This window comes from Microcoleus sp. MOSTC5, assembly GCF_036701825.1.
GTDB lineage: Bacteria > Cyanobacteriota > Cyanobacteriia > Cyanobacteriales > Microcoleaceae > Microcoleus > Microcoleus asticus.
In genome coordinates, this window is sequence record NZ_JAUBRK010000002.1 from 79,919 (window position 1) to 99,923 (window position 20,005).

Sequence of the window (20,005 nt, forward strand, 5' to 3'; positions counted from 1 at the left end):
TCGTATTGCAGCCAAAACCGCAAAATTTCAATAAATCAAGAATTATCCGCGTTAATCTACGTGCATCTGCGGTCAAAAATCAAATTTGTCCCGAACATCGTGCTAGCCACCGCAAAGTAAATAAAGATGCACCCTGATTAATAAACCCCAGCCAATTTTGGCCGGGGTTTTTTTTAGCTCAAAAGCTGCATTAACCAATTAGGCTAAATCGCCTCAAAAGATTGCACCTCAAGAACCGGGCCGATCATAGCAAAAGTCATCACATCCTTGCGGACTTCACCTTTAACACTGACTTTCAAACCAGCTTTTTTCAACTCAGAGGGAGCATCCTTAAGTTCGTAAGTTTCCCCATCTTCGCCAACCAAAGCCCAAGTACCGGGACCCAATCCTTTGCGTTCAATTACACCTTTGACAGTAATACTCATGCCGATCGCACCTCTGTTTTAATTGCTAAACGCGCCAGTCCGAAACACAGAAAAGCATTGACAATCAAAAATGTTTGTGATACCAAACCTGTGCCCAATCCCCAGACTGCGGGAGACACAAAAGCATTCACCGCTAAACTGCTGGCAAAACCGATCGAAATTGCGATCGCGATCCACTTCCACTGTTGATGTCCCAACAGCAAAGCAATCAAAATCCCAGGAATCAAAACGCTAGCAAAAATGGGATTCAGCATACTGCTGCCATTAATTGCGCCGCCGAGTTCGGGAATAGAACTGCCCATCACCCGCATCGGCCACTGCGGCAAGTCAAATACAAACAAGTTCCGCAGGAAAAAGAACCCAGAACTACCAGCCATCAAGCCGCCGGAAAAGCCCCAAGTCCACTGGAACGGAAAATAATTCCGCATAAAGAAAGCCAGCAGGTAAGAACCGAGCACCATTGCAATTTTAGGCAACAGGGCGACTGCACCGCCGTCAATCCAAAAGCGGGGGTTGAGATAGCCGTTATCGCGCAGCCAGCGGAAGAAATCGCGGAAGTTGATTTGTCCGCGCTGGGCTAGCTGAACTGCTGCGGCTGCGTCTAGGTGTCCTGAACCAAAATGGTTTAACGGATCTTCAGTGACAGTTCGCGAGGACTGCAAGAGTACGCTGCGAATTGCGTCTGGTTCTGTGATGCCGGAGGCCTTGACAAGGGCTGCAACGGCTGCAACGTGGGGAGAAGCCATGCTAGTGCCTTGGTAGCCTTCAAAGACTTCGGCGCCGGTTTCCGGGTCGATCGTACTTTGCAGGATCTTGCCCATTTCAGAACCGCCGGGGGCTGCAATGTCAACCCCTGCGCCGAAATTGGAGTAAGAGGCTTTTTCGTCGTCGGGGCCGAGGGCGGAAACGCCGATGACGTGGGGATAGCGGGCGGGATAGGAAGCGGAACTATCGCCGGAGTTGCCGGCGGCTGCGATGATGACAACGCCTTTAGAGTGGGCGTAGTCGATCGCCTCTTCCATTAACTGACTTTCGCCACCGCCGCCTAAACTCATGTTGATGACATCTGCGCCGTTGTCAGCAGCAAATTTAATTGCTTCGGCGATGTCGGAAACCGTGCCGCCACCGCTGCCGCTTAACACTTTCAGCGGCATTAAAGCTGCTTCGTAGGCGATGCCCGCAACGCCGTAATTGTTGTTAGTTGATTGGGCGACTGTACCGGCGACGTGAGTACCGTGGCCGTTGTCATCGTAGGCTTCGGCGCGATCGTTTACAAAGTCGTAGCCGGGTACAAATTTGGTTTCTTTTAAGTCAGCGACTGGAGTAATACCCGTGTCAATTATCGCTACTGTTGTGCCGCTGCCTTTAGTTTCGTTCCAGGCAGATTCTACATTGATGCTGCGGAGATTCCACTGCTTGGTATACATGGGGTCGTTGGGAATCTCGAAAGCGCTGTAGACGTAGTTCGGTTCAATGTATTCGGTATCTTTAGCCAAATTTGATTTTCTCAGGGCGTTTAGCAAAGTGCGATCGCCCTTAACTACATATACATTGTCGCCCGCTGAGAATTCGCTGTTGAGTTGCGGTGCGACTTGGTACTGTTGGGCGATCGCATTTACTTCTTTCGCAATCTCAGCAGCACCCAAATCTTCGCGGAAATCCAGCACAATCGAGTCGTAAGTGCCTTGAGTAGCAAGTCCTGGGAAATTAGAAATCGCCCAGCCGAGCCCGATTAAAAATAAGCACAGAAGGAAAAACTTTTTCATGGCCGATCGTCCGTTTAGGGAAGGCTTGTTCCCCACAATAACCCAATTTTCACTGCCAGCGCCAGTTTTCCTTGCTGCGACTTGTGGGGATCTCGCACGCGGGCGTTTGGTAGTTTTCGGCGGTGGCTGTTGCTAGATCAAAAATTGCTCTAATTTCTAGTTTAAATTGCAGAGCAAGTTTTAGGAGTTCAATTAATTGTATCATTAGAGAAGATGAGAAACAGAACCTGGACTATTTTCAACAAGGGTATTGCATGGAAAGAGGTTTAATGTGGCTGCCGCTGCTGGCAATGTTTATCGGGCTGGCTTGGGCTGGATGGAACGAGTATCAAAAGCTCGAAGCGTATCGCGTCTGGGCCGAACAATTCGCTAAAGCCAAGTACGATATTTATGCTGTACTCGGTCAAAAAGAAGACAGTTTAACTTGGGGAAAACCTACTCGCAGCGGGCCTGTGAATTTGCAAACTTTTTCTTTAAAAGACGTGCAGTCGCTGCGGTTGTTAGTCAACTCTCAGGCAGTTGATTTAGAGTCGCCGCCGAGTTCGGGAAGTCCAATCGCCCTCGAATTTTTGTTGAAAGATGCTGCTGCGGTGCAGGTTCCTTTTACAGAAATTCCTCTAGCGACTAAATGGGGAAAACACTTGCAGCAAGAATTGCAGCGCTTTAGGTAAAAGCAGTTTCCGGCGGGGCAGCGTATCAGATATGAACTCGGCTAGTTGAAGTTACAAAAGTCTGTAAAACTGGTAGTAGAAATAGAACTTACGCAACAAATCCTTTGAACTGCCATCTACAGGGGTAAAGTGCGCACGGATCACCCGGAGGACGTGAGTTCTGGCAGTAAGTAGTAGAAGTAGTGTCCTCGTGCCTAGCCCGCTAGTGTTCCGTGCGTACCTTACAGTTAAAGTTATTGACCGTAAGCATCCAGGATACAAGCCCCCGGATTCATCCGTGGAGAAAGAAAAAACCTGTATCCGATAAAGGAGCCCCCGAATTTATCTGTGGGGTCAATGCTTTAATCTAAAATTTAAAATCTAAAATCTAAAATCGATTGACCAGCGCGTCCTAAAACAGCTAAATTGCCAGCCCCCAAACCTGCGGAATGCAAACACAAGAATTTTTACAGCGCTATCAACAGGGAGAGCGCAACTTTGGTCACATAGACCTCAGCGGCGCTAGTTTAAGCGGTGTTAACCTGCGAGAAATAGACTTCACTGGTGCTAACTTGACCGGTGCTAATTTGAGCTGGTCTTTTTTGAGCAATGCCAAGTTGATAGGGGCTTGTTTGCGCCGCGCGGATCTCCGCAGTGCGGGGCTGGCTGGGGCGAATCTGAGCGGGGCAAATTTGAGCGGGGCAAATCTTGCTAAAGCGGATTTGCGCCTTGCTTGTTTGGAAGCAGCAGAGCTCAATTGGGCCACGTTGCCTGAAGCGGATTTGGGCGGTGCTAATCTTCAAGGAGTTAAATCAGACCAAATTAATTTGGCTGGGGCTAAACTTGACGGCGCGAAGTTGATGGCGGCGGAATTGATGGAGGCGAATCTCAACCACGCGAGTCTTGTTGGTGCTAATTTAACGGGTGCTAATTTGCGGGAAGCGCATTTGGTGGAAGCGAATTTGCGATCGGCAATTTTGAGGGGTGTAAATTTGATTGAAGCTGACCTCAACGGCGCTCAAATGCGATCGGCAAATCTGACGGGCGCTGACTTGCACCGAGCTGTGCTGGCGGGGGCGGATTTGACTGAGGCGGTGCTGGATAACGCTGATTTGAGTCGAGCTAATCTGGCAGGTTCTTATTTATTGAAAGCGAGTTTTAAGAAGGCGCTTTTGCTGCGAGCTAACCTGCAAGGAGTGTATTTGCTGCGGGCGGATTTGAGCGAAGCTAATTTGCGCAGTGCTGATTTGCGGAAAGCTGATTTGAGTGGCGCTTATTTGATGGATGCGATTTTGAGTGAGGCAGATTTAAGAGAAGCTTGTTTGATTGAGTGCCGTTTGATTCGGACTAATTTGGAGGGGGCGCAGCTTACGGGTTGCTGCATTCAAAATTGGCAAGTTCAAGATGTCGATCTGTCGAGAGTTGACTGCAACTATGTTTTTACTGAGTTTGATTATACTGCGAAAGTTGCGGCAAATCGCTTGCCAGTCAATCGCGATTTTGAGTCCGGGGAATTGGGGAGGCAGCATCAAGAGGACAGTTCTATTGTGAAGGTGTTTTTTGATGAATCTCCTAATTGGGAGGCTTTGGTTTTTACGCTGCGTCGGGTGGAGTTGGAAAGCCGCGAACTCAAATTGAACGTTCAATTTTTTGAGTCTGCTGGAGAACAAAATTTACTGCGGCTGAGCGCGAACCGTTTGGTGAACGGCAAGATTTTGGGCGATCGCATTTTGGAGCTTTATCCAGATATGTTGGAAAAGGTTTTAGCCAAGGGCGCTGAAATTTTGAGTTTGCTCGATTTGGCTGTTGCTAGTAACAGTGCGCAGCCGGAGCCGGGCCAAAAGGAAGTATTGCTCAGAAGACAGGAAATCTACCAGCGAATGGTGCGCCAAATTTCGTTTATTTTGATGTCTCAGACACCGGATAAATTCTCTGAAAGCGTGCAGAGGCTGTTGGATTATTTGAAGCAGCAAGGTATCCCGACAGAGCAGATTCAAAAGAAAGTCATCAGTCAGGCGATCGTGCAGCGGGCGAAGCAAGACCCGGTGTTTCGGGAACAGTTGCTCGCGTGGGAAAAAACGGCGTCCGATCGCGTTCGTTGTTCGATGATGGGGGAAGCGGTGCGGTATGCCATCACCCTTTTGATCGATTATTAACAGTTAATTGTTAACACTTGAAGCCGGCGACCTGCTAAAGCCGACACTTGCTCTTCTGCGTCGGAAACTGCAAGCGATCGTGCAGCGGGCGAAGCAAGACCCGGCTTTTCGGGAACAGTTGCTCACGTGGGAGAAAACGGCTTCGGATTGCGATCTTTGTTCGGTAATGGGGGAAGCGGTGCGGTTTGCGATCGGGCTTTTGTGGCGAATAGACATAGAAGTGAAAAGCCAGTCTAGGGAGGGCCGGATGCCTGCCTCGTAAGAATTGTTGGATTGGGCAGGTCGCAAATATAAAGGCTGCCTGTCACGAATGCTACTTATAGTCTGTCGCTACTTATAGTCTGTCGGATTATAGTTGTCATTGCTTAATCTTGCCTATCTATGGATATTACGGAGCACTTTGGTAAAAAAGTTAGACATTTCAGAAAGCTCAGAAATCTTTCCCAAGATCGGCTTGCAGAACTATCTGAATTACATCGCACCTATATTGGTTCAGTTGAACGAGGTGAAAGGAATATAACGCTGCTTAATGCAAGCAAAATAGCCAAGGCATTATCCGTCAGTCTAGCTGAACTGGTAACTGATGATGACTGAAAGAAGACTCGAGCAAATTTTAGCAGGATACCAAAAGTCATTTACCGAAAAAATTTATGCAGAAGAGAATGAAGAACACGATATTTTAATGGATGTGTTTGGTATTTCTCCAATAATAAAAAAAGAAAATAGGCAATATTGGGGACGTGAGTTAGGTATGTGTTGGCAAAGGTTAGTTACTGAAACGTGTAAAACATATTGCAGTAGCTTTAAGCCAGGATTGAAAGTTGAAAGCGATGAGCCGTGCGATCTGATTGTTGATGGGTACGCAATAGATACAAAATATCGTATTGGCTCAGGAGACTCGGGAACACTGAAGAAGTTAAAAAAGAATGGCCCACTACTTCGTACTTATAATTACGAACCCCTACTTTTAATACTTAGACAAGATAGTTTGCCCGCAGCTATTAGAGCGTGCCAAGAAGGGACTTGGAAAATTCACACAGGGGAGGATTCGTTTAAGTTTATACAAACAATAAGCGGGTTTGATTTAAAGTCATTTCTTATTGGAAAAGTGGGAGAATTCCCTGTATACCGCTGAAACTATCAAGGCGCTTGTTTATAATCTCTATGTAGTCAGGTACTATTTCAATACCAACATACCTAATGCCAAATTCTTGCGCCGCCAGCAATGTGGTTCCCGATCCTGCGAAAGGATCGATTAGAAGAGAATTTTCTAAACGCGGTACAAATATTTCGACAAGCTTTCTCATTAGAGCAATTGGTTTAACTGTGCAATGGACGTTAAACTCCTCGTTTTTCTCACGATGTATACCTTCTAAAATATTTGACTGAAAACCACCGAACTGATCTTTAGTATAAAATAGACCAGTACCATACTCCTGTAGAGTTTCCAAGTAATTATTGACCAGTGGTTTTTGAAGTACGCAGATTGCTTCCCATTCGTTCCTCAGGCAACTGTGCCAACCATCCCATTTTTCATAATTTTCATATCCTTTTTTCTCCAACTGTTGTTTGATATTGACACCTTTAGGGATACCACTCGATCTTTTATAAACAAGAATATCTCTCGCATAGAAACCAGCACTTTCAAGTGCTACTTGCACGTGAGCAACAGTTCGTGTACTGTTGAAAACTAAAACTGTCGCACCCGGTTTGCAGATACGAAAAAGCTGCTCACCCCAATCAAAGCACCACTTCTCATACTCCAGAATGTTGTTACGATTCCTTTGATACCATTTTTTGTTTCTGACTCCACCAGCTAAACCACTGCCATAAGGAATGTTTTTAACAAGGGTTTTATTTCCCTTGCCATTGACTCTTTCAATACGCCTTTGAATTTCTGAGTCATCCCATTTATGACCAATAAATTCATAATTGTAAGGTGGGTCAGTAATACATGCAGAAACATAATTTTCTGGCAATGCCTTCATCACTTCACGACAGTCGCCAATCAAAACTTCATTTGAGGGAGTTTTTTTCATTAGTCAGGCAGTTAATCAATATGATACTTATAGTATTCTTTTTGGAGCGGTCAACTAGAATGAAGCACTTCTGTCTGAAAAGACTCAGGCAGTTCTTCTAATTTTTATAAAATGACTGGCTGTGTCATGGTTTCTTCTCATCACAATTAATTTTCGGAAATGTCTAAAGGATTGTTTATGTTTACCAATCTTGGCTGCGCAGGTGGCGACCCGCTAAGGACCGCACTTGCTCGTCGGTGTCGGAGACTGCAAGCGATCGCAACAACGGTACAACTCCCGGATTTTCGGGATAATGTTCAATAATCGCTTCGAGTGCTGTAAACCTGGGATTGTAAGGAAAAGAACCGTTTTGATTGTCAACATCGCTCAAAGCTCGATCGCGCAAAAACTCAAACATTCCCGGCTCGTCTTTCCATCCCCGCATTAACTCTACCAGGGCGATCGCCCGCACCTGCGAATCTTCATCCTCTTGAGCTCTAATTTTCAGCCACTCGAAAGTTTGAGACTGATTTGTCGATCCCCGGGCTAACTTTTGCAAAGCGATTTGCCTGACAGCGGGACTCTCATCTCCCTGTGCTTTAGCCTCCAGCATCCTCCAAGTTTCAGCACCCGAAAGCCAGTTGCGAGCGACTTCCTGTACCGCAGCTTGCCGCATCAGCGCTTCCCCAGAATCAAGCTGAATTTTCAACCACGGCAAGGTTTCCGGCTCGTCTAGCCATCGCCGCGCTATTTCCCGCACCAGCACACTCAGCAAATGAGAATCTTGCTCCGACTCGACCAGGCTTTTGAGGAAAGGCAGCGTCTCGCCCCGGTGAGACCAGCGTCTTGCTATCTCTTCCACGGCAGTTTCTCGGACGTTCAGGTGTCTGTCTGACTCGGCGAGATTTTGCAACCAGGCAAAGACTTCGAGACTTGCTGACGGCAGTGCGGCGACAGCTTCCACTACTACTTGCCGCACAGTCCAATAATCGTCAGAGTCAGCAATTTTTTGCAGCAGGGGCAGGGTTTCTGGGTGGTCGGGCCAACCTGCGGCTATTTGTTGCAGGGCTATTTCGCGCAGTTCGCTGTCGCGATCGCTCAATGCTATATTTTTCAAAAAAGTTAGAGTTTCGGGGTTCAAGGGCCAGCCAGAGGCAATTGCTTGCACTGCTGACCGCCGGACGCTGGAACTCTCGTCGGACTCGGCGAGATTTTTGAGCAGCGGGTAAATGTCTGGTTCGCCGGGCCAGTGCGAGGCTAATTCTTCTAAGGCTGCTGTCCGCACTTCTTTGCTGCTGTCGGATTCGGCTAGGGTTTTCAGCAGCAGGCAAACGTCTGCCGCGGCGGGCCAGCCCGCTGCCAACTCCCGCACCGCTACTGTTCGCAGGATAGAACTTCCTGTCTGGGCAAGGTTTTGGAGCAGGGACGCCGTGCCTAAAACGCTGTGCCAACGTCTGGCTATTTCTTGCCACGCTGCGACTCGCACTCCCAAATTTTCGTCGTATTCGGCGGCGGTTCTCAGCAACATTAAGGTATCTGTGCGATCGGGCCAATTAGAGGCCAACTGTTCGAGTGCTGCGGTGCGGACTGCGGGACTTTGATCGAACTGAGCCAAGGTAGTCAGCAGCGGCAAGGTATCGCTGGTGTCTGCCCAACCACAAGCCATTTCTCGCACACAGGTCGATCGCACTGCCCAGCTTCGATCGGATTGGGCGAGGTTTTTGAGCATCAGGTAAATTTCTGGCTGGTCTGGCCAACCGCGGGCTATTGCTTTGACTGCTGTGGCCCGGACTTCGCCGCAGTCGCTGGAGTGAGCGAGTATTTTCAGCCAAGGCAGAGTTTGCGGGTCGTTTTTCCAAGTTTGGGCGATCGCGGCGATCGATCGATCGCGAATTTGATAAGTTTCCTGCCATTCTTGAGCGCTTTGATAAAGAATCAGGAAACCCGTGCCGTATTGCGATAACTTTTTTAAGGCCTTTAACAGTTTTTTTTCTGTTGTTTTTTTAACGCCATTTTTAACTTTTAACAGGCATTGCGCTGCTAAAAACAAATTAATAAATTTTTCTTCTTGACCGTTTTGAGCTGTCAAATATTCTATAATTTCGCTGGCTGTTTCTTTGTCGAGCTTGGCTGCAATTTCTCTCAGAACTTCGTGCAAAGATTCGTCCCGCCAGTGCTGGCAGAAAACTTGTGTGTTGAGTTCGCTCCAAGTCAGTAGACCGATTTTGAGTTGCGCGTGGATTAACTCTGCCACTGTCTGGGGATTATTTTCGGAAACAAGTTTTTTTAAGAACATACCGATATCCTGCCCATCGAGTTTGTTTGCATTAAAAATCCGAAACCAGATCCAGTATTAGTTTAGAGTTTCTTAAGCTTTCCTGGAGTAGGTCGCCGATCGACTCCATTTTATACCAAAACTACTTACTCGGTCGCATCCTAATGCAAAATCCGCCCCTACCCACAGGAATGTTAGGTATTGGCGGATGGCGATCGAAAAATTGAGCAGCGCAATCTAGCTAACAGCTACTTGGACGCGATCTGCTGCCACCCGAACCGTAAAAGTGGGAATTTTTACCGTTTCATCGTCCAAACACTGACCCGTAGCCAAGCTAAAATTCTGCTTGTAAATCGGAGAAGCAACTTTCAAAGTGCCGCTGCGATCGCCCACAAGTCCCCGCGACAACACAAAAGCTTTGCTAAACGGGTCGTAATTGCTAAGCGCATAAACTTCATCCCCGTTTCCCACTCGGAAAACTGCCACTTGTTCCCCTGCAACTAAAGCGCAAACTCCCGTATTCGGGGCGATCGCATCCAGAGAACACACATCTACCCAAGTAGTCACAGTATCCGAAACTTGTAATGATTGAACCATCTTCTTTTCCTATTAATTTACTTTAATCTCGTTCCTTGGCTAGGCCTCGGAACGTAGGGTTCGAGGTCTAGCCTCCGGGAATTCATTCCCAGGCACAGGCTGAAAGACCAAATCTTGCTCCCTCCCCTTAGCAAGGGGAGGGCTGGGGAGGGGTTATCTTGCCCCCTCCCCTGATTCAAGGGCAGGGCTGGGGAGGGGTTATTCCGAAACTCCAGCCAGAGCCTTTTCATATTCGTAAGCAGGCCGCGTTTGTCCCCGTTCCGCAACACGAACAATACTCGGATCTGGCAAATCGGAATTCACAAAATGCTGGAACCGCTGCACCTTTTGCGGGTCTTCAATCGTCGTTTTCCACTCGCATTGATAAGTATTCACTAAATGTTCCATCTGCCCTTCCAGCTCAGCACAAATGCCCAGAGAATCCTCAACAATCACCTGTTTTAAGTATTCAATTCCGCCCTCAAGCTTGTTGAACCAAGTAGCAGTGCGTTCCAATCTGTCTGCCGTGCGGATGTAGAAAACCAAGAATCTATCGATATACTTAATCAAAGTTTCCTTATCGATATCCGTCGCCAGCAAAACCGCGTGCTGCGGCTTAATTCCCCCGTTGCCGCACACGTACAAATTCCAACCATTCTCAGTAGCAATTATCCCAAAATCCTTGCTTTGAGCTTCCGCGCATTCGCGAGTGCAGCCAGAGACAGCAGATTTGAGCTTGTGGGGCGATCGCAAACCGCGATACCGCAATTCAACTTCGATCGCCAAACTCGTTGAATCCTGCACGCCAAAGCGGCACCAAGTGCTACCAACACAAGATTTTACAGTACGCAGAGCCTTACCGTAAGCGTGTCCCGACTCAAATCCCGCATCAATCAACCGACGCCAAATATGGGGCAATTGATCCACCCGAGCTCCAAACAAATCAATTCGTTGTCCGCCAGTAATTTTAGTATAAAGCCCAAACTCCTTAGCAACTTCTCCCAAAACAATCAACTTATCCGGCGTGATTTCTCCCCCCGGTATTCGGGGCACCACCGAATAAGTACCGTCTCGCTGAATGTTTGCCAAAAAGTAATCGTTCGTATCTTGCAAACCAACGTGAGGCTTCTCTAAAATATGGTCATTCCAAGTAGAAGCCAACATCGAACCAACAGCAGGCTTGCAAATTTCGCAACCCTTACCTTTGCCGTGTCTTTCAATCAATTCCTCAAAGGTTTTAATCTCTTGAGAACGCACCAAATGGTACAATTCTTGACGGGAATATTCAAAATGTTCGCAGAGATGATTTTTGACGGCGAACCCAGCTTTTTTCATCTCCGACTTGAAGATATCCGTCACCAAAGGCACGCAGCCGCCGCAGCCCGTACCAGCTTGAGTGCATTTTTTGACGCTGGCAACATCGGTTAAATTGCGATCGCGAATCGCTTCACAAATCTGCCCTTTACTGACATTATTGCAAGAACAAATTTGAGCCGAATCTGGCAAACTGTCCACACCCAAGCCCGTAGATGCTCCGCCCGATCGCGGTGGCATTAACAAATCTTCAGGATGTGGCGGCAGAGCAATTTCATTTTGCATGAATTGCAGCAAAGTGCCGTAAGCTGAGGCATCTCCTACGAGAATTCCGCCTAAAATCCGGCTGCCGTCTTGATTTAAAACTAATTTTTTGTAAATGCCTTGGAAAGTGTCAGCAACAACAATTTCTTTAGCATCTGCGGACTTAGCAAAAGCATCTCCAAAACTAGCAACATCCACTCCCAAAAGTTTGAGTTTAGTGGACATATCTGCACCTGTAAAATTGCTTGTGGGACGGGCATCTTGCCCGTCATCCGCTGCACGGCTCAAAATATCTGCCGCTACGCCAGCCATTGTATACCCAGGCGCAACTAAGCCGTAGATGCGATTTTGATAAAGCGCGCATTCTCCGATCGCATAAATGTCAGGATCGGAGGTTTGGCAGCTATCATTTATGACTATGCCACCGCGTTCTCCTACTTCTATACCGCAACTTCTGGCAATTTCGTCGCGGGGGCGAATGCCAGCCGAAAAGACAATCATATCTGTTGCTAATTCCGAACCGTCAGCAAATAGCATTTTAGTAACTCTGCCATCTTCGCTAACAATTTCTGTTGTAGATTTGCTAGTGTGAACCGAAACCCCCAACTCTTCTATTTTGCTGCGGAGAATCGCACCGCCAACCTCGTCAACTTGCACGGGCATCAGCCGTGATGCAAACTCAACAACGTGAGTTTTTAAGCCCATATTTTGGAGCGCGTTTGCACATTCTAGACCTAACAAACCGCCGCCAATTACTACACCAGTTTGGCAATTTTTAGCGTGCTTTGACATCGCCTCCAGGTCGTCAATTGTCCGGTAAACAAAAGTCCCTGTAGCGTCTTTGCCTTTAATGGGCGGTACAAATGGATAGGAACCGGTCGCGAGAACAATTTTGTCGTAGGGAACTTCTAAACCATTTGCTGAAGAGACTGTTTTCTGTTCCCGATTGATGGCTACTGCTTTGTCGCCGATGTGAAGCTTGATGTCATTTGTGTGATAAAATCCAGGTGCAACTAGAGATAAATCTCCCGCTGTTTTGCCAGAGAAAAATCCGCTGAGGTTTACGCGATCGTAAGCAACGCGCGGTTCTTCACAGAAAGTAATTAAATTCCAGTGTTTGGCAGCATCTGAGTTGACCATTAACTCTAGGAACTTGTGACCTACCATGCCATTGCCGATTACAATGAGGTTTTTTTTGGCTGTCATTAGAATCTCTTTTATCCCGTTTATCAGTCGTTGGGTTTATTAATATAAGACTTTATGGTAAAATTTTGTACTTAGAGATACAAAAAATGGATGTTTATGCAATTGTCGAATACTATCGATTGCATTTTTGCATGATCTCTGCGATCGGCTTAAGTAGGTGCGCCAGTCGATTTTAGATTTTAGATTTTAGATTTTAAATTTTAGATTTACTCCACAGTTAAGTAGGGTACGTCAGTCGATTTTAGATTTTAGATTTTAGATTTACTCCGCAGTTAAGTAGGGTGCATCAAGTAAGTGTTTTTGACAAAACGATTAACATCTTACTGTGACGCACATTACAGTTTTCTAATTTTTAATTATTATTTAAGCTCCCATGCCCGAATACTGCTTCAAACCCTGCCGCCAAAGCCAGCGATTCCACACAAAAAACACCGCACCCCAACCCAGCATCATCAACAAACCGCGGCCCACATCTACGGGTAATCCGATCAAGATGGAAGCGGGAAAATGAATCAAATAAGGAAACGGCGTCCACAAAACTACTTCGCGCACGGGTGCGGGAAACACTTCTAGCGGCGCGATAACTCCCGATAAAAACAGATACATCAACTGCCAAAATTGTTCGATCGCGCTTGCCCTTTCCAGCCAAAAAGCAAACAGCGCAAAGGTATACTGTATCAGGAACCGCAAGCAAAAAGCCAAGACGACAACCAACAAAAACAGCAAAAACCTGCCCAAACTCGGCAGCCAAAAAGCCTGCGGATAAAGTGCAAAAAACAGCAGCACCAATCCGAATACAAAGGGCAGCCTCGCAAACCTTTCGGAAACGTGAGATACAAAGTGGTGCCATACGGGATCGAGAGGCTGCAACAATCTATTAGATAGCCTGCCTTGCACTACTTCCTTTTCAAACTCCCAAATTACCCAAACTACATTTATTTGCCTGACAATGAAAGTGGCTAAAAAATAACGGGCAAAGTCGATCGCCTTCAGCCCAAATTGACCATTTTCGGCCGCCTGCATCCAGACACCCATCAAGATAAATGGCAAAGCTCCCGACAGCGCCCACAACAACAATTCTGCCCGGTATTCGAGCATATAAGCGTAGTAGGTAACTAGCAAAGTTTTAGAAATTTTGATGAATCGTTTCATGTCAATCTTAGTTTTTTAATGGGTCAACATTAAGGTGCGCAATGCGCACCCTAAAAATAGAACTTATGCGTGAATTATGCTACACTTTTCCCGTGCGAAAAACTCGACCTATTACCTCTTCAATTGGCGGATCGGTAACAGTCAAATCTATCACGTCCAAGTCCGCCAAAATCTTCGCCACGCTCACCGTCAGCTCTTCCCTTTTGACCAAAAAACGTACTGAGTTTCCCTCAATTGATTCTACCTCCCCGTAACCAAAAGCGCTATCTTTTGCCAGCGGATGGGCTAATTCTACCTGAACTTCTCGATAAGGTGCAAACCTGTCGAGCAATCCGTCCAAACTGCCATCATAAACTAATTGCCCTTCATGGATCAATAAAACGCGCTTGCACAAAGCAGTAATGTCAGCCATGTAGTGGCTCGTCAACAGCACCGTTGCTTGATAGCGATCGTTATATTCTCGCAGAAATTGCCTGACGCTAAACTGTGCGTTTATATCCAAACCTAAAGTCGGTTCATCTAAAAATAATACCTCCGGCTGGTGCAGCAGCGCCGCCATCAATTCAGCTTTCATGCGTTCGCCTAAAGAAAGCTTGCGCACCGCCTGATTTAACTTGCCTTCTAGCGACAGCATCTCTGTCAATTCTCCGACTCTCCGCCGATAATCTTTATCGGGGATGCCGTAGACAGCGGCATTGATTCGCAGAGAGTCAAGCACTGGTAAATCCCAAATTAACTGCTGTTTCTGTCCCATCACTAACGTGATTCTTTGCAGAAAATCTGCTTCGCGACGGAAAGGAGTACGATCGCACACTCTCACAGTACCAACAGACGGATAAATCAAACCAGTCAGCATTTTCAGCGTAGTAGTTTTGCCCGCACCGTTAGCGCCGAGAAACCCCACCACTTCCCCAGGTTCAATACTGAAAGAAACGCCCTCAACTGCTTTGACATTGCGGTAAGTGCGGTTAAAAAAGTGCCGCACTGTTCCTTTAAGTCCCGGTTCTTTAATCGCTACCGGATAAACTTTGCTCAAGTCTTCAACTAAGATAATTGGCATCGGCTCAAATTTTAACTTTTATTTTAATCTAGGATACTTCCATCAGGCTTGTGCCAAGATGAATCCATAGAGCTGTCTAGTAGGGTGCGCCAGCGATTGCTCGATCGCTCAGATAAAGTAACTGTGTTCTGGCACACCGTACTAAGCTGTAGAATATTGCAAAATATCCACGATCGCATCGCACAAACTTTACAACTATACAACTATGGTACTCACCCCAGATAATTCAGACATCTCTCGTTTGGTAGGAGACAATTCTTCTGAAAATATTACACTGGCACCAGGGCAACTTGCTAGTTTTCCTGGGGGAGTTTGGATGCTGGGCGGTAATGATACTGTCAGGGGATCGTCAGATGCAGAACGGATTTTCGGCAACGATGGTAAAGACAGTCTGTTAGGTGGTGTCGGCAGTGATTCTATTTACGGTGGCAAAGATGATGACGATGTGTTAGGAGAAACTGGCGAGGATTTCTTGACAGGAGATAGAAATAGCGATTTCCTTGATGGCGGTGCGGGAAATGATTTGCTGCGCGGTGGACAAGGTGTTGATTTGTTAGTTGGCGGTGAAGGCAGCGATACTTTAATTGGCGACAGAGAGGTGGATATTTACCAAGGTGGTGGGGGGAGCGATGTCTTTGTTGTTCGAGTCGATCAAGCGGGAAGCAGAGTAGCTGGAATAGAAGTTCCTGACGCAGTAATTGTGGATTTTGATAAATCTAGCGATTCGATTGGAATTAGCGTCGCATTTACGAGCAGCAATATCTCTTTAGAAGAGGTAAGTTATAGCTTGAACGATCCGAGACTGCTGCTGATAGATCCTGCAAATATATCGGGAGGAACGAGTTTGTTAGCCAAGGGCGGTATCTCGCAGCGAAGTCTCGATCCCGATGGCAATGGCCGCGTAGAAGCTACTAATATTAGATTCGGTTTTACTAATGCTTTGTTGGGGACTGTGTTGAACGTGACCCCAGCCGATTTAAACGGCCGTTTTATTAATGCTAATTCTTTGCTCTGAAGCAGCTAATTGATTAATTATCTCTTAAGAACGGGCAAGATGTCCGTTCCACAAAAAAAACTCAGTTTTTGTGGAACAGGCATCTTGCCTGTTCTTCAGTTGCCCTTTTCCATTGCCCACTGCATCAAACAGGGGAACAACCGATAAGCTTCCGATGCCAAAAAAGCAGGGCCGACGGTAACTTCTGCACGCTGATTTTTCACAGCATCCCAGATAGCTTGAGCAATATCTTCCGGCTGATTTGCCCAGTCAGATTTTAGCATTTGGCTGATTTTTTGGCGGCGCAATTCGACTGCGGGCTCGTCTCGATGCGAAATTGAGCTCTTTCTAAAAAATCGCTGTTAATCAAGCCCGGATGCACGGCGCAAACGTGAATGCCTTGAGGCGCTAATTCCAATCGCCAAGTTTCTGTTAAACCCGTTACTGCATATTTGCTGGCGAAATAAGCAGTCATTTGAGGCAAAGGCATTTTGCCGCCAATGGAACCAACATTGACTATTGTCCCAGTTTTTCGTTCCATAAAATGTGGCAAAATTTATTGAATTGTGTTAAGGCAGACCCAAAAATTGGTATTGATTAATTGCTGCCAGTCTTCGGAGGTAGTTTGCTCGATCGCCCCAGCGAAACAAATGCCGGCATTGTTCACCAAAACATCAATGCTGCCGCAGGAATCTAGGGCTTTTTGGACGATCGCGCGCACTTGTTGAATGTCGCCAACATCCCCCCCAATAGCAACAGCGGAAGTGCCTTGTCGCTGCACTTGACCCGCTGCTACTGCCAATCTCTCTGGCTGCCGGGCCACCATCACCACATCGTAACCTTTACTTGCAAATAAAATTGCTGTTGCTTTGCCGCTTCCTTGAGAAACGCCTGCAATCAAAACTGTAGGATCTATAGATAGTTATAAATTTTAAGTGGGAAAATCTTTTCCTGGGTTCTTGAAAATCTAACAGAAGTAAGGGGCTTTTTAGCTCACTTTATATAGATAGTTTTTCTTAATTAAACCAATTTTTAATAATTCGCGATCGGGCTTTTTTAACGAACCGCTTTTGTCGCGTTAGCGAAGCGGCGCGTAAGTGCTATTGTCGCGAAGGAAGAGAGAAGAGGAGAGGAAAACAAGAGAATAGAAATTATTCACAATTTGTGCGAAAATTGCTGTGTAAATTTTCCCAATGCCCAATGCCCAATGCCCAATCCCTAAAAAATGAATCTTCCGAAACAAACGCCGAATTGGTCGATCGCCCTAGTGTTAATTATCGGCGTTTTAGCCGTCTCAACTTCCTCAATCTTAATTCGGCTGGCGAATATTTCAGCAGGTGCGGGCGGCTTCGGTTTCAGTCTGGTACTCGCCGCCTCTCGCCTGAGTTTATCTGCTTTAATTCTGCTTCCGGCTTGGCCGAAAATTCAGTGGAACGCCCTGCAAACGGGAGCTCGGCGCTATGCTGCTGCTGCGGGTTTGTGTCTCGCCCTGCATTTTGCCCTTTGGATAACCTCACTTTCTTATACTTCGATCGCCGCCTCGACTGCCCTCGTCACCACTAATCCTGTCTGGGTAGCGCTGTTGTCGCGCTTCTGGTTCGGGGAAAAACTCAGCAAAATGTCGATCGTTGGCATTACTATAGCGCTTGCTGGGGGAATGGCGATCGCCCTTGGAAGCGCGGGCGCAGCCAATGCCGGCAGCAGCCAACTGCTGGGCGATTTCCTTGCTCTGGCTGGTTCCTGGGCCGTCAGCTTGTATTTGCTGCTGGGCCGGGAAGCTCAGCGGCGGGGACTGGGAATTGGTGGTTATATCGCGATCGCCTATACTGTTGCTGCGATCGTCCTGCTGCCTCTCCCCCTCGCCTTCGGCACCAGTTATACTAATTATTCGCACATTGTATATTTTTATATTTTGCTAACGGCCGCTTTGCCTCAATTAGTCGGCCACACCATTTTGAACTGGGCCGTAGTGCAAATTTCCCCAACTCTGGTAACTCTTGCCATTTTGTTTGAACCGGTTGGGGCGAGTTGTTTGGGTTATTTGCTCTTTGGGGAAGTGCCGGGGCCGACGGTACTCGCAGGTGCTGCGGTGCTGCTGTTGGGGGTAGCAACCGCTACCGTCGGAGCAAAAAAAATCACAGTCAACAGTTAAGAGTTAACATTTTTCAACATTGCCAGTACAGTGGCCGTGAGTCAGAATAAAACTGATTAGGCCTTAAAAACAAAAATAACTCATCATTTAAATATCGCTTCCAAACTATCAAATGTCTGAGTAATGACTAATAACTAATGACTAATGATACTCGGGGGTCTTTCGGAGAATAAAATTATGCTGCCAGAACAACTACAGCGCATCATCGGCTACTTTCTCGATGAAGCCACAGAATACATCCAAATCATCGAACAAGGCTTGCAGGGCCTGCAAAACACCGTGGCAGCTCCCCCCCAAAGGATACACCACCTGATCCGAGCCTCGCAGTCGATTAAAGAGGGAGCCGCTATGCTGGGATTTAGCAGCATTCAGCGAATTGCCCATCGCTTGGAGGATTATTTAAAACTGCTCCGAGAATGTCCGATCGCCGTTGATAGCAGGCTGCAATCGCTGTTAATCGAAGTTTTTGATATTTTAGCAGCGCTCGTGTCCAAGGTTTCCAAGGGTTTTGGGATCGACCACGAAGACGCAAACCAAATGCTCTCCCTCGCGGAACCGGTTTTTGACGAACTCGACGCTTACCTGAGAGTGCTCATTCCCACTCGTGTGACTGTCAGAGCTAGTACGGACGAACACATTCACGTTTTCTCCGGTTACTGCACTTCACTGGGCGAATTTTCCTCGGCTATTGCCTCGCGCGTCGGTTTGCTCGGAGGCATTATTACCCGCCACGAGCAGGCAGACTTGGGCATACGCCTTTATATTGACATTTACCTGCCGCTTAACAGCAGGATCGAAAACATCCGCCAAGCTGTCGAACTCTCAGGCGCTATTATCGGGACTGTTCAGACGCAGCGCGACTTTTCGCTGCTGGCGAATCGAGATTATCCGGTTTACCAAAGGGCAATCGAACCTCCCGCAATTTGCACCGGATGCCGCTATTATTACGGCAGAAGCGACGGTGGCTACCTGCTCAACTGCACCATCCATCCCCGCGGCCCGGAAACAGAAGATTGTCGCGATCGCGAACCGGAATAAGTAGTAGAAAATCTGGACTGTGAGCCCAGATTTGGAACCAGGGAAAACTTTCTTCTCAAACCAATATTCTCCCTGACATCTTTCACACTACCCCCGGCCAAATTCTTTTTGAGTTTCTAGATAACTAAATCCTTCTCTCCCAAATAAGTAAATCCTTTTTCCTTCTGAAAGCTCCCCTAACAACTGATACCGCTAGTCGAATTAATTGCATCAGGCTTGCAGGATGAGCGATCGCCCAGATATTAATAGCCAGACAAGTAATTGCCATAACTAGCAAGATATATGTCGGAAGCATTACTACCCCGATGGCGAACCAGGTAAAAACGTGAAGTATCATTACTGTAGCCCAAAGGCTTGCCACAATCACAGACGCCCAAACTTGCATTCGAGGTCGCTTTAGCCCTGTGAAAATCGCTGTCTGCAAAGTAGTCAGCAAGTTTGCCGGAACTAAAAAGGCACAGATAGCTATGCAGTAGGTATGAGAAAACTCAGTAACTGTATTGAAGTCGAGCATTAGTCTAATTGTCGGGCCTGTTGGATATACTTAAAGAGCTTAACGTGACTTGACTTTTAGATCGTGTCACCCTTACTTTAACTTAATATTTTCCTCAGTAGGCCGCTCTGGAGACTCATTTCTCTGCCCCTTTTCCTGCAGGTAAATTTTTACGACAAATATTAAATTTGTGAAAAATCATTAAAACTTCTTGAACAATGGCAAGAATTGCTGCGATAATTAACATCGGGGATCGATAGTATAGAAGAGCCAACTCCGTAAAATATCGTAAAATATATAGAATACCCGCACCGATCGAACAGCAATACAACGGCAGGCTGATTTTCGACTCCATCATTTTCGACTCGCTGATTCTCGGATGATTGCTAGCGTCACTCCAGGTTTCGAGCCGTTATGCGATCGAACAATATGAGATTATGGAAAAGCCAATTTGCTCTCAAATCTC

18 protein-coding genes and 1 pseudogene are annotated in these 20,005 nt (G+C 46.8%); 8 read left to right on the plus strand and 11 right to left on the minus strand.

What is annotated here, in order from left to right; all coding sequences use genetic code 11:
* Positions 1-203: 203 nt before the first annotated feature.
* Together QUA54_RS01325 and QUA54_RS01330 are read right to left on the minus strand one after the other, a co-directional pair.
* The gene (locus tag QUA54_RS01325; protein ID WP_172184928.1) at positions 204-425 is read right to left on the minus strand and encodes a hypothetical protein; all 222 of its coding nucleotides are present in this window, start codon (positions 423-425) and stop codon (positions 204-206) included.
* Entirely contained in the window at positions 422-2,191 is a 1,770-nt protein-coding gene (locus QUA54_RS01330; RefSeq protein WP_172184926.1) for a S8 family peptidase, read from the minus strand. Before QUA54_RS01330 ends, QUA54_RS01325 begins: the two co-directional genes overlap by 4 nt.
* Before the next feature lie 254 nt (positions 2,192-2,445).
* Here QUA54_RS01330 and QUA54_RS01335 point away from each other — a divergent pair, with 254 nt between their 5' ends.
* The 5 genes from QUA54_RS01335 to QUA54_RS01355 all read left to right on the plus strand — a co-directional run bounded on the left by QUA54_RS01335 (position 2,446) and on the right by QUA54_RS01355 (position 6,132).
* The gene (locus QUA54_RS01335) at positions 2,446-2,862 is read left to right on the plus strand and encodes a hypothetical protein (RefSeq protein WP_333190452.1); all 417 of its coding nucleotides are present in this window, start codon (positions 2,446-2,448) and stop codon (positions 2,860-2,862) included.
* Between the two features lie 428 nt (positions 2,863-3,290).
* Positions 3,291-4,997, plus strand: coding sequence for a pentapeptide repeat-containing protein (locus QUA54_RS01340; RefSeq protein ID WP_333412674.1), 1,707 nt, complete (start codon positions 3,291-3,293; stop codon positions 4,995-4,997).
* A 7-nt stretch (positions 4,998-5,004) separates the two neighbouring features.
* Positions 5,005-5,259: a hypothetical protein gene (locus QUA54_RS01345; RefSeq protein WP_333412676.1), complete on the plus strand. Its 255-nt coding sequence runs from the start codon at positions 5,005-5,007 to the stop codon at positions 5,257-5,259.
* Positions 5,260-5,378: 119 nt separating this feature from the next.
* The gene (locus QUA54_RS01350) at positions 5,379-5,591 is read left to right on the plus strand and encodes a helix-turn-helix transcriptional regulator (protein WP_333201518.1); all 213 of its coding nucleotides are present in this window, start codon (positions 5,379-5,381) and stop codon (positions 5,589-5,591) included.
* The gene (locus QUA54_RS01355) at positions 5,581-6,132 is read left to right on the plus strand and encodes a hypothetical protein (RefSeq protein ID WP_333412678.1); all 552 of its coding nucleotides are present in this window, start codon (positions 5,581-5,583) and stop codon (positions 6,130-6,132) included. The genes QUA54_RS01350 and QUA54_RS01355 overlap by 11 nt, the downstream gene beginning before the upstream one ends.
* On the opposite strand, the gene QUA54_RS01360 is transcribed toward QUA54_RS01355, so the two are convergent.
* The 6 genes from QUA54_RS01360 to QUA54_RS01385 all read right to left on the minus strand — a co-directional run bounded on the left by QUA54_RS01360 (position 6,095) and on the right by QUA54_RS01385 (position 14,862).
* On the minus strand, positions 6,095-7,036 hold the full coding sequence (locus tag QUA54_RS01360) for a DNA methyltransferase (protein ID WP_333201168.1): 942 nt from the start codon (positions 7,034-7,036) through the stop codon (positions 6,095-6,097). The genes QUA54_RS01355 and QUA54_RS01360 overlap by 38 nt on opposite strands.
* A gap of 181 nt (positions 7,037-7,217) precedes the next feature.
* A complete protein-coding gene (locus tag QUA54_RS01365) occupies positions 7,218-9,311 on the minus strand; it encodes a HEAT repeat domain-containing protein (protein ID WP_333412680.1) in 2,094 nt (697 codons plus the stop codon).
* A gap of 216 nt (positions 9,312-9,527) precedes the next feature.
* A complete protein-coding gene (gene nirD / locus QUA54_RS01370; protein WP_172184911.1) occupies positions 9,528-9,887 on the minus strand; it encodes a nitrite reductase small subunit NirD in 360 nt (119 codons plus the stop codon).
* A gap of 198 nt (positions 9,888-10,085) precedes the next feature.
* A complete protein-coding gene (gene nirB / locus QUA54_RS01375) occupies positions 10,086-12,650 on the minus strand; it encodes a nitrite reductase large subunit NirB (RefSeq protein ID WP_333412682.1) in 2,565 nt (854 codons plus the stop codon).
* Between the two features lie 363 nt (positions 12,651-13,013).
* Complete coding sequence (locus QUA54_RS01380; RefSeq protein WP_333412684.1) at positions 13,014-13,802, minus strand: ABC-2 family transporter protein; 789 nt, start codon at positions 13,800-13,802, stop codon at positions 13,014-13,016.
* 79 nt (positions 13,803-13,881) lie between these two features.
* The gene (locus QUA54_RS01385; protein ID WP_333190436.1) at positions 13,882-14,862 is read right to left on the minus strand and encodes an ATP-binding cassette domain-containing protein; all 981 of its coding nucleotides are present in this window, start codon (positions 14,860-14,862) and stop codon (positions 13,882-13,884) included.
* A 205-nt stretch (positions 14,863-15,067) separates the two neighbouring features.
* On the opposite strand from QUA54_RS01385, the gene QUA54_RS01390 reads away from it, so the two are divergent.
* Positions 15,068-15,877: a calcium-binding protein gene (locus tag QUA54_RS01390; protein ID WP_333412687.1), complete on the plus strand. Its 810-nt coding sequence runs from the start codon at positions 15,068-15,070 to the stop codon at positions 15,875-15,877.
* Between the two features lie 95 nt (positions 15,878-15,972).
* Here QUA54_RS01390 and QUA54_RS01395 read toward each other — a convergent pair whose 3' ends face one another.
* Both QUA54_RS01395 and QUA54_RS01400 read right to left on the minus strand, forming a co-directional pair.
* On the minus strand, positions 15,973-16,140 hold the full coding sequence (locus QUA54_RS01395) for a hypothetical protein (protein WP_333412688.1): 168 nt from the start codon (positions 16,138-16,140) through the stop codon (positions 15,973-15,975).
* A pseudogene (locus QUA54_RS01400) lies at positions 16,134-16,757 on the minus strand (SDR family NAD(P)-dependent oxidoreductase). Before QUA54_RS01400 ends, QUA54_RS01395 begins: the two are co-directional and overlap by 7 nt.
* Before the next feature lie 324 nt (positions 16,758-17,081).
* Here QUA54_RS01400 and QUA54_RS01405 point away from each other — a divergent pair.
* Entirely contained in the window at positions 17,082-18,008 is a 927-nt protein-coding gene (locus tag QUA54_RS01405; RefSeq protein WP_333412690.1) for a DMT family transporter, read from the plus strand.
* 177 nt (positions 18,009-18,185) lie between these two features.
* Positions 18,186-19,046, plus strand: a complete 861-nt coding sequence (locus tag QUA54_RS01410; protein WP_172184899.1) for an Hpt domain-containing protein — start codon at positions 18,186-18,188, stop codon at positions 19,044-19,046.
* Positions 19,047-19,170: 124 nt separating this feature from the next.
* Here QUA54_RS01410 and QUA54_RS01415 read toward each other — a convergent pair whose 3' ends face one another.
* The gene (locus tag QUA54_RS01415; protein ID WP_333412692.1) at positions 19,171-19,560 is read right to left on the minus strand and encodes a hypothetical protein; all 390 of its coding nucleotides are present in this window, start codon (positions 19,558-19,560) and stop codon (positions 19,171-19,173) included.
* Positions 19,561-20,005 lie beyond the last annotated feature (445 nt).

Coding starts and splice junctions, on each gene's coding strand:
- QUA54_RS01325 (WP_172184928.1), bottom strand. CDS start 425: ATGAGTATTACTGTCAAAGGTGTAATTGAACGCAAAGGATTGGGTCCC.
- QUA54_RS01330 (WP_172184926.1), bottom strand. CDS start 2,191: ATGAAAAAGTTTTTCCTTCTGTGCTTATTTTTAATCGGGCTCGGCTGG.
- QUA54_RS01335 (WP_333190452.1), top strand. CDS start 2,446: ATGGAAAGAGGTTTAATGTGGCTGCCGCTGCTGGCAATGTTTATCGGG.
- QUA54_RS01340 (WP_333412674.1), top strand. CDS start 3,291: ATGCAAACACAAGAATTTTTACAGCGCTATCAACAGGGAGAGCGCAAC.
- QUA54_RS01350 (WP_333201518.1), top strand. CDS start 5,379: ATGGATATTACGGAGCACTTTGGTAAAAAAGTTAGACATTTCAGAAAG.
- QUA54_RS01355 (WP_333412678.1), top strand. CDS start 5,581: ATGATGACTGAAAGAAGACTCGAGCAAATTTTAGCAGGATACCAAAAG.
- QUA54_RS01360 (WP_333201168.1), bottom strand. CDS start 7,036: ATGAAAAAAACTCCCTCAAATGAAGTTTTGATTGGCGACTGTCGTGAA.
- QUA54_RS01365 (WP_333412680.1), bottom strand. CDS start 9,311: ATGTTCTTAAAAAAACTTGTTTCCGAAAATAATCCCCAGACAGTGGCA.
- nirD (WP_172184911.1), bottom strand. CDS start 9,887: ATGGTTCAATCATTACAAGTTTCGGATACTGTGACTACTTGGGTAGAT.
- nirB (WP_333412682.1), bottom strand. CDS start 12,650: ATGACAGCCAAAAAAAACCTCATTGTAATCGGCAATGGCATGGTAGGT.
- QUA54_RS01380 (WP_333412684.1), bottom strand. CDS start 13,802: ATGAAACGATTCATCAAAATTTCTAAAACTTTGCTAGTTACCTACTAC.
- QUA54_RS01385 (WP_333190436.1), bottom strand. CDS start 14,862: ATGCCAATTATCTTAGTTGAAGACTTGAGCAAAGTTTATCCGGTAGCG.
- QUA54_RS01390 (WP_333412687.1), top strand. CDS start 15,068: ATGGTACTCACCCCAGATAATTCAGACATCTCTCGTTTGGTAGGAGAC.
- QUA54_RS01395 (WP_333412688.1), bottom strand. CDS start 16,140: ATGCTAAAATCTGACTGGGCAAATCAGCCGGAAGATATTGCTCAAGCT.
- QUA54_RS01405 (WP_333412690.1), top strand. CDS start 17,082: ATGAATCTTCCGAAACAAACGCCGAATTGGTCGATCGCCCTAGTGTTA.
- QUA54_RS01410 (WP_172184899.1), top strand. CDS start 18,186: ATGCTGCCAGAACAACTACAGCGCATCATCGGCTACTTTCTCGATGAA.
- QUA54_RS01415 (WP_333412692.1), bottom strand. CDS start 19,560: ATGCTCGACTTCAATACAGTTACTGAGTTTTCTCATACCTACTGCATA.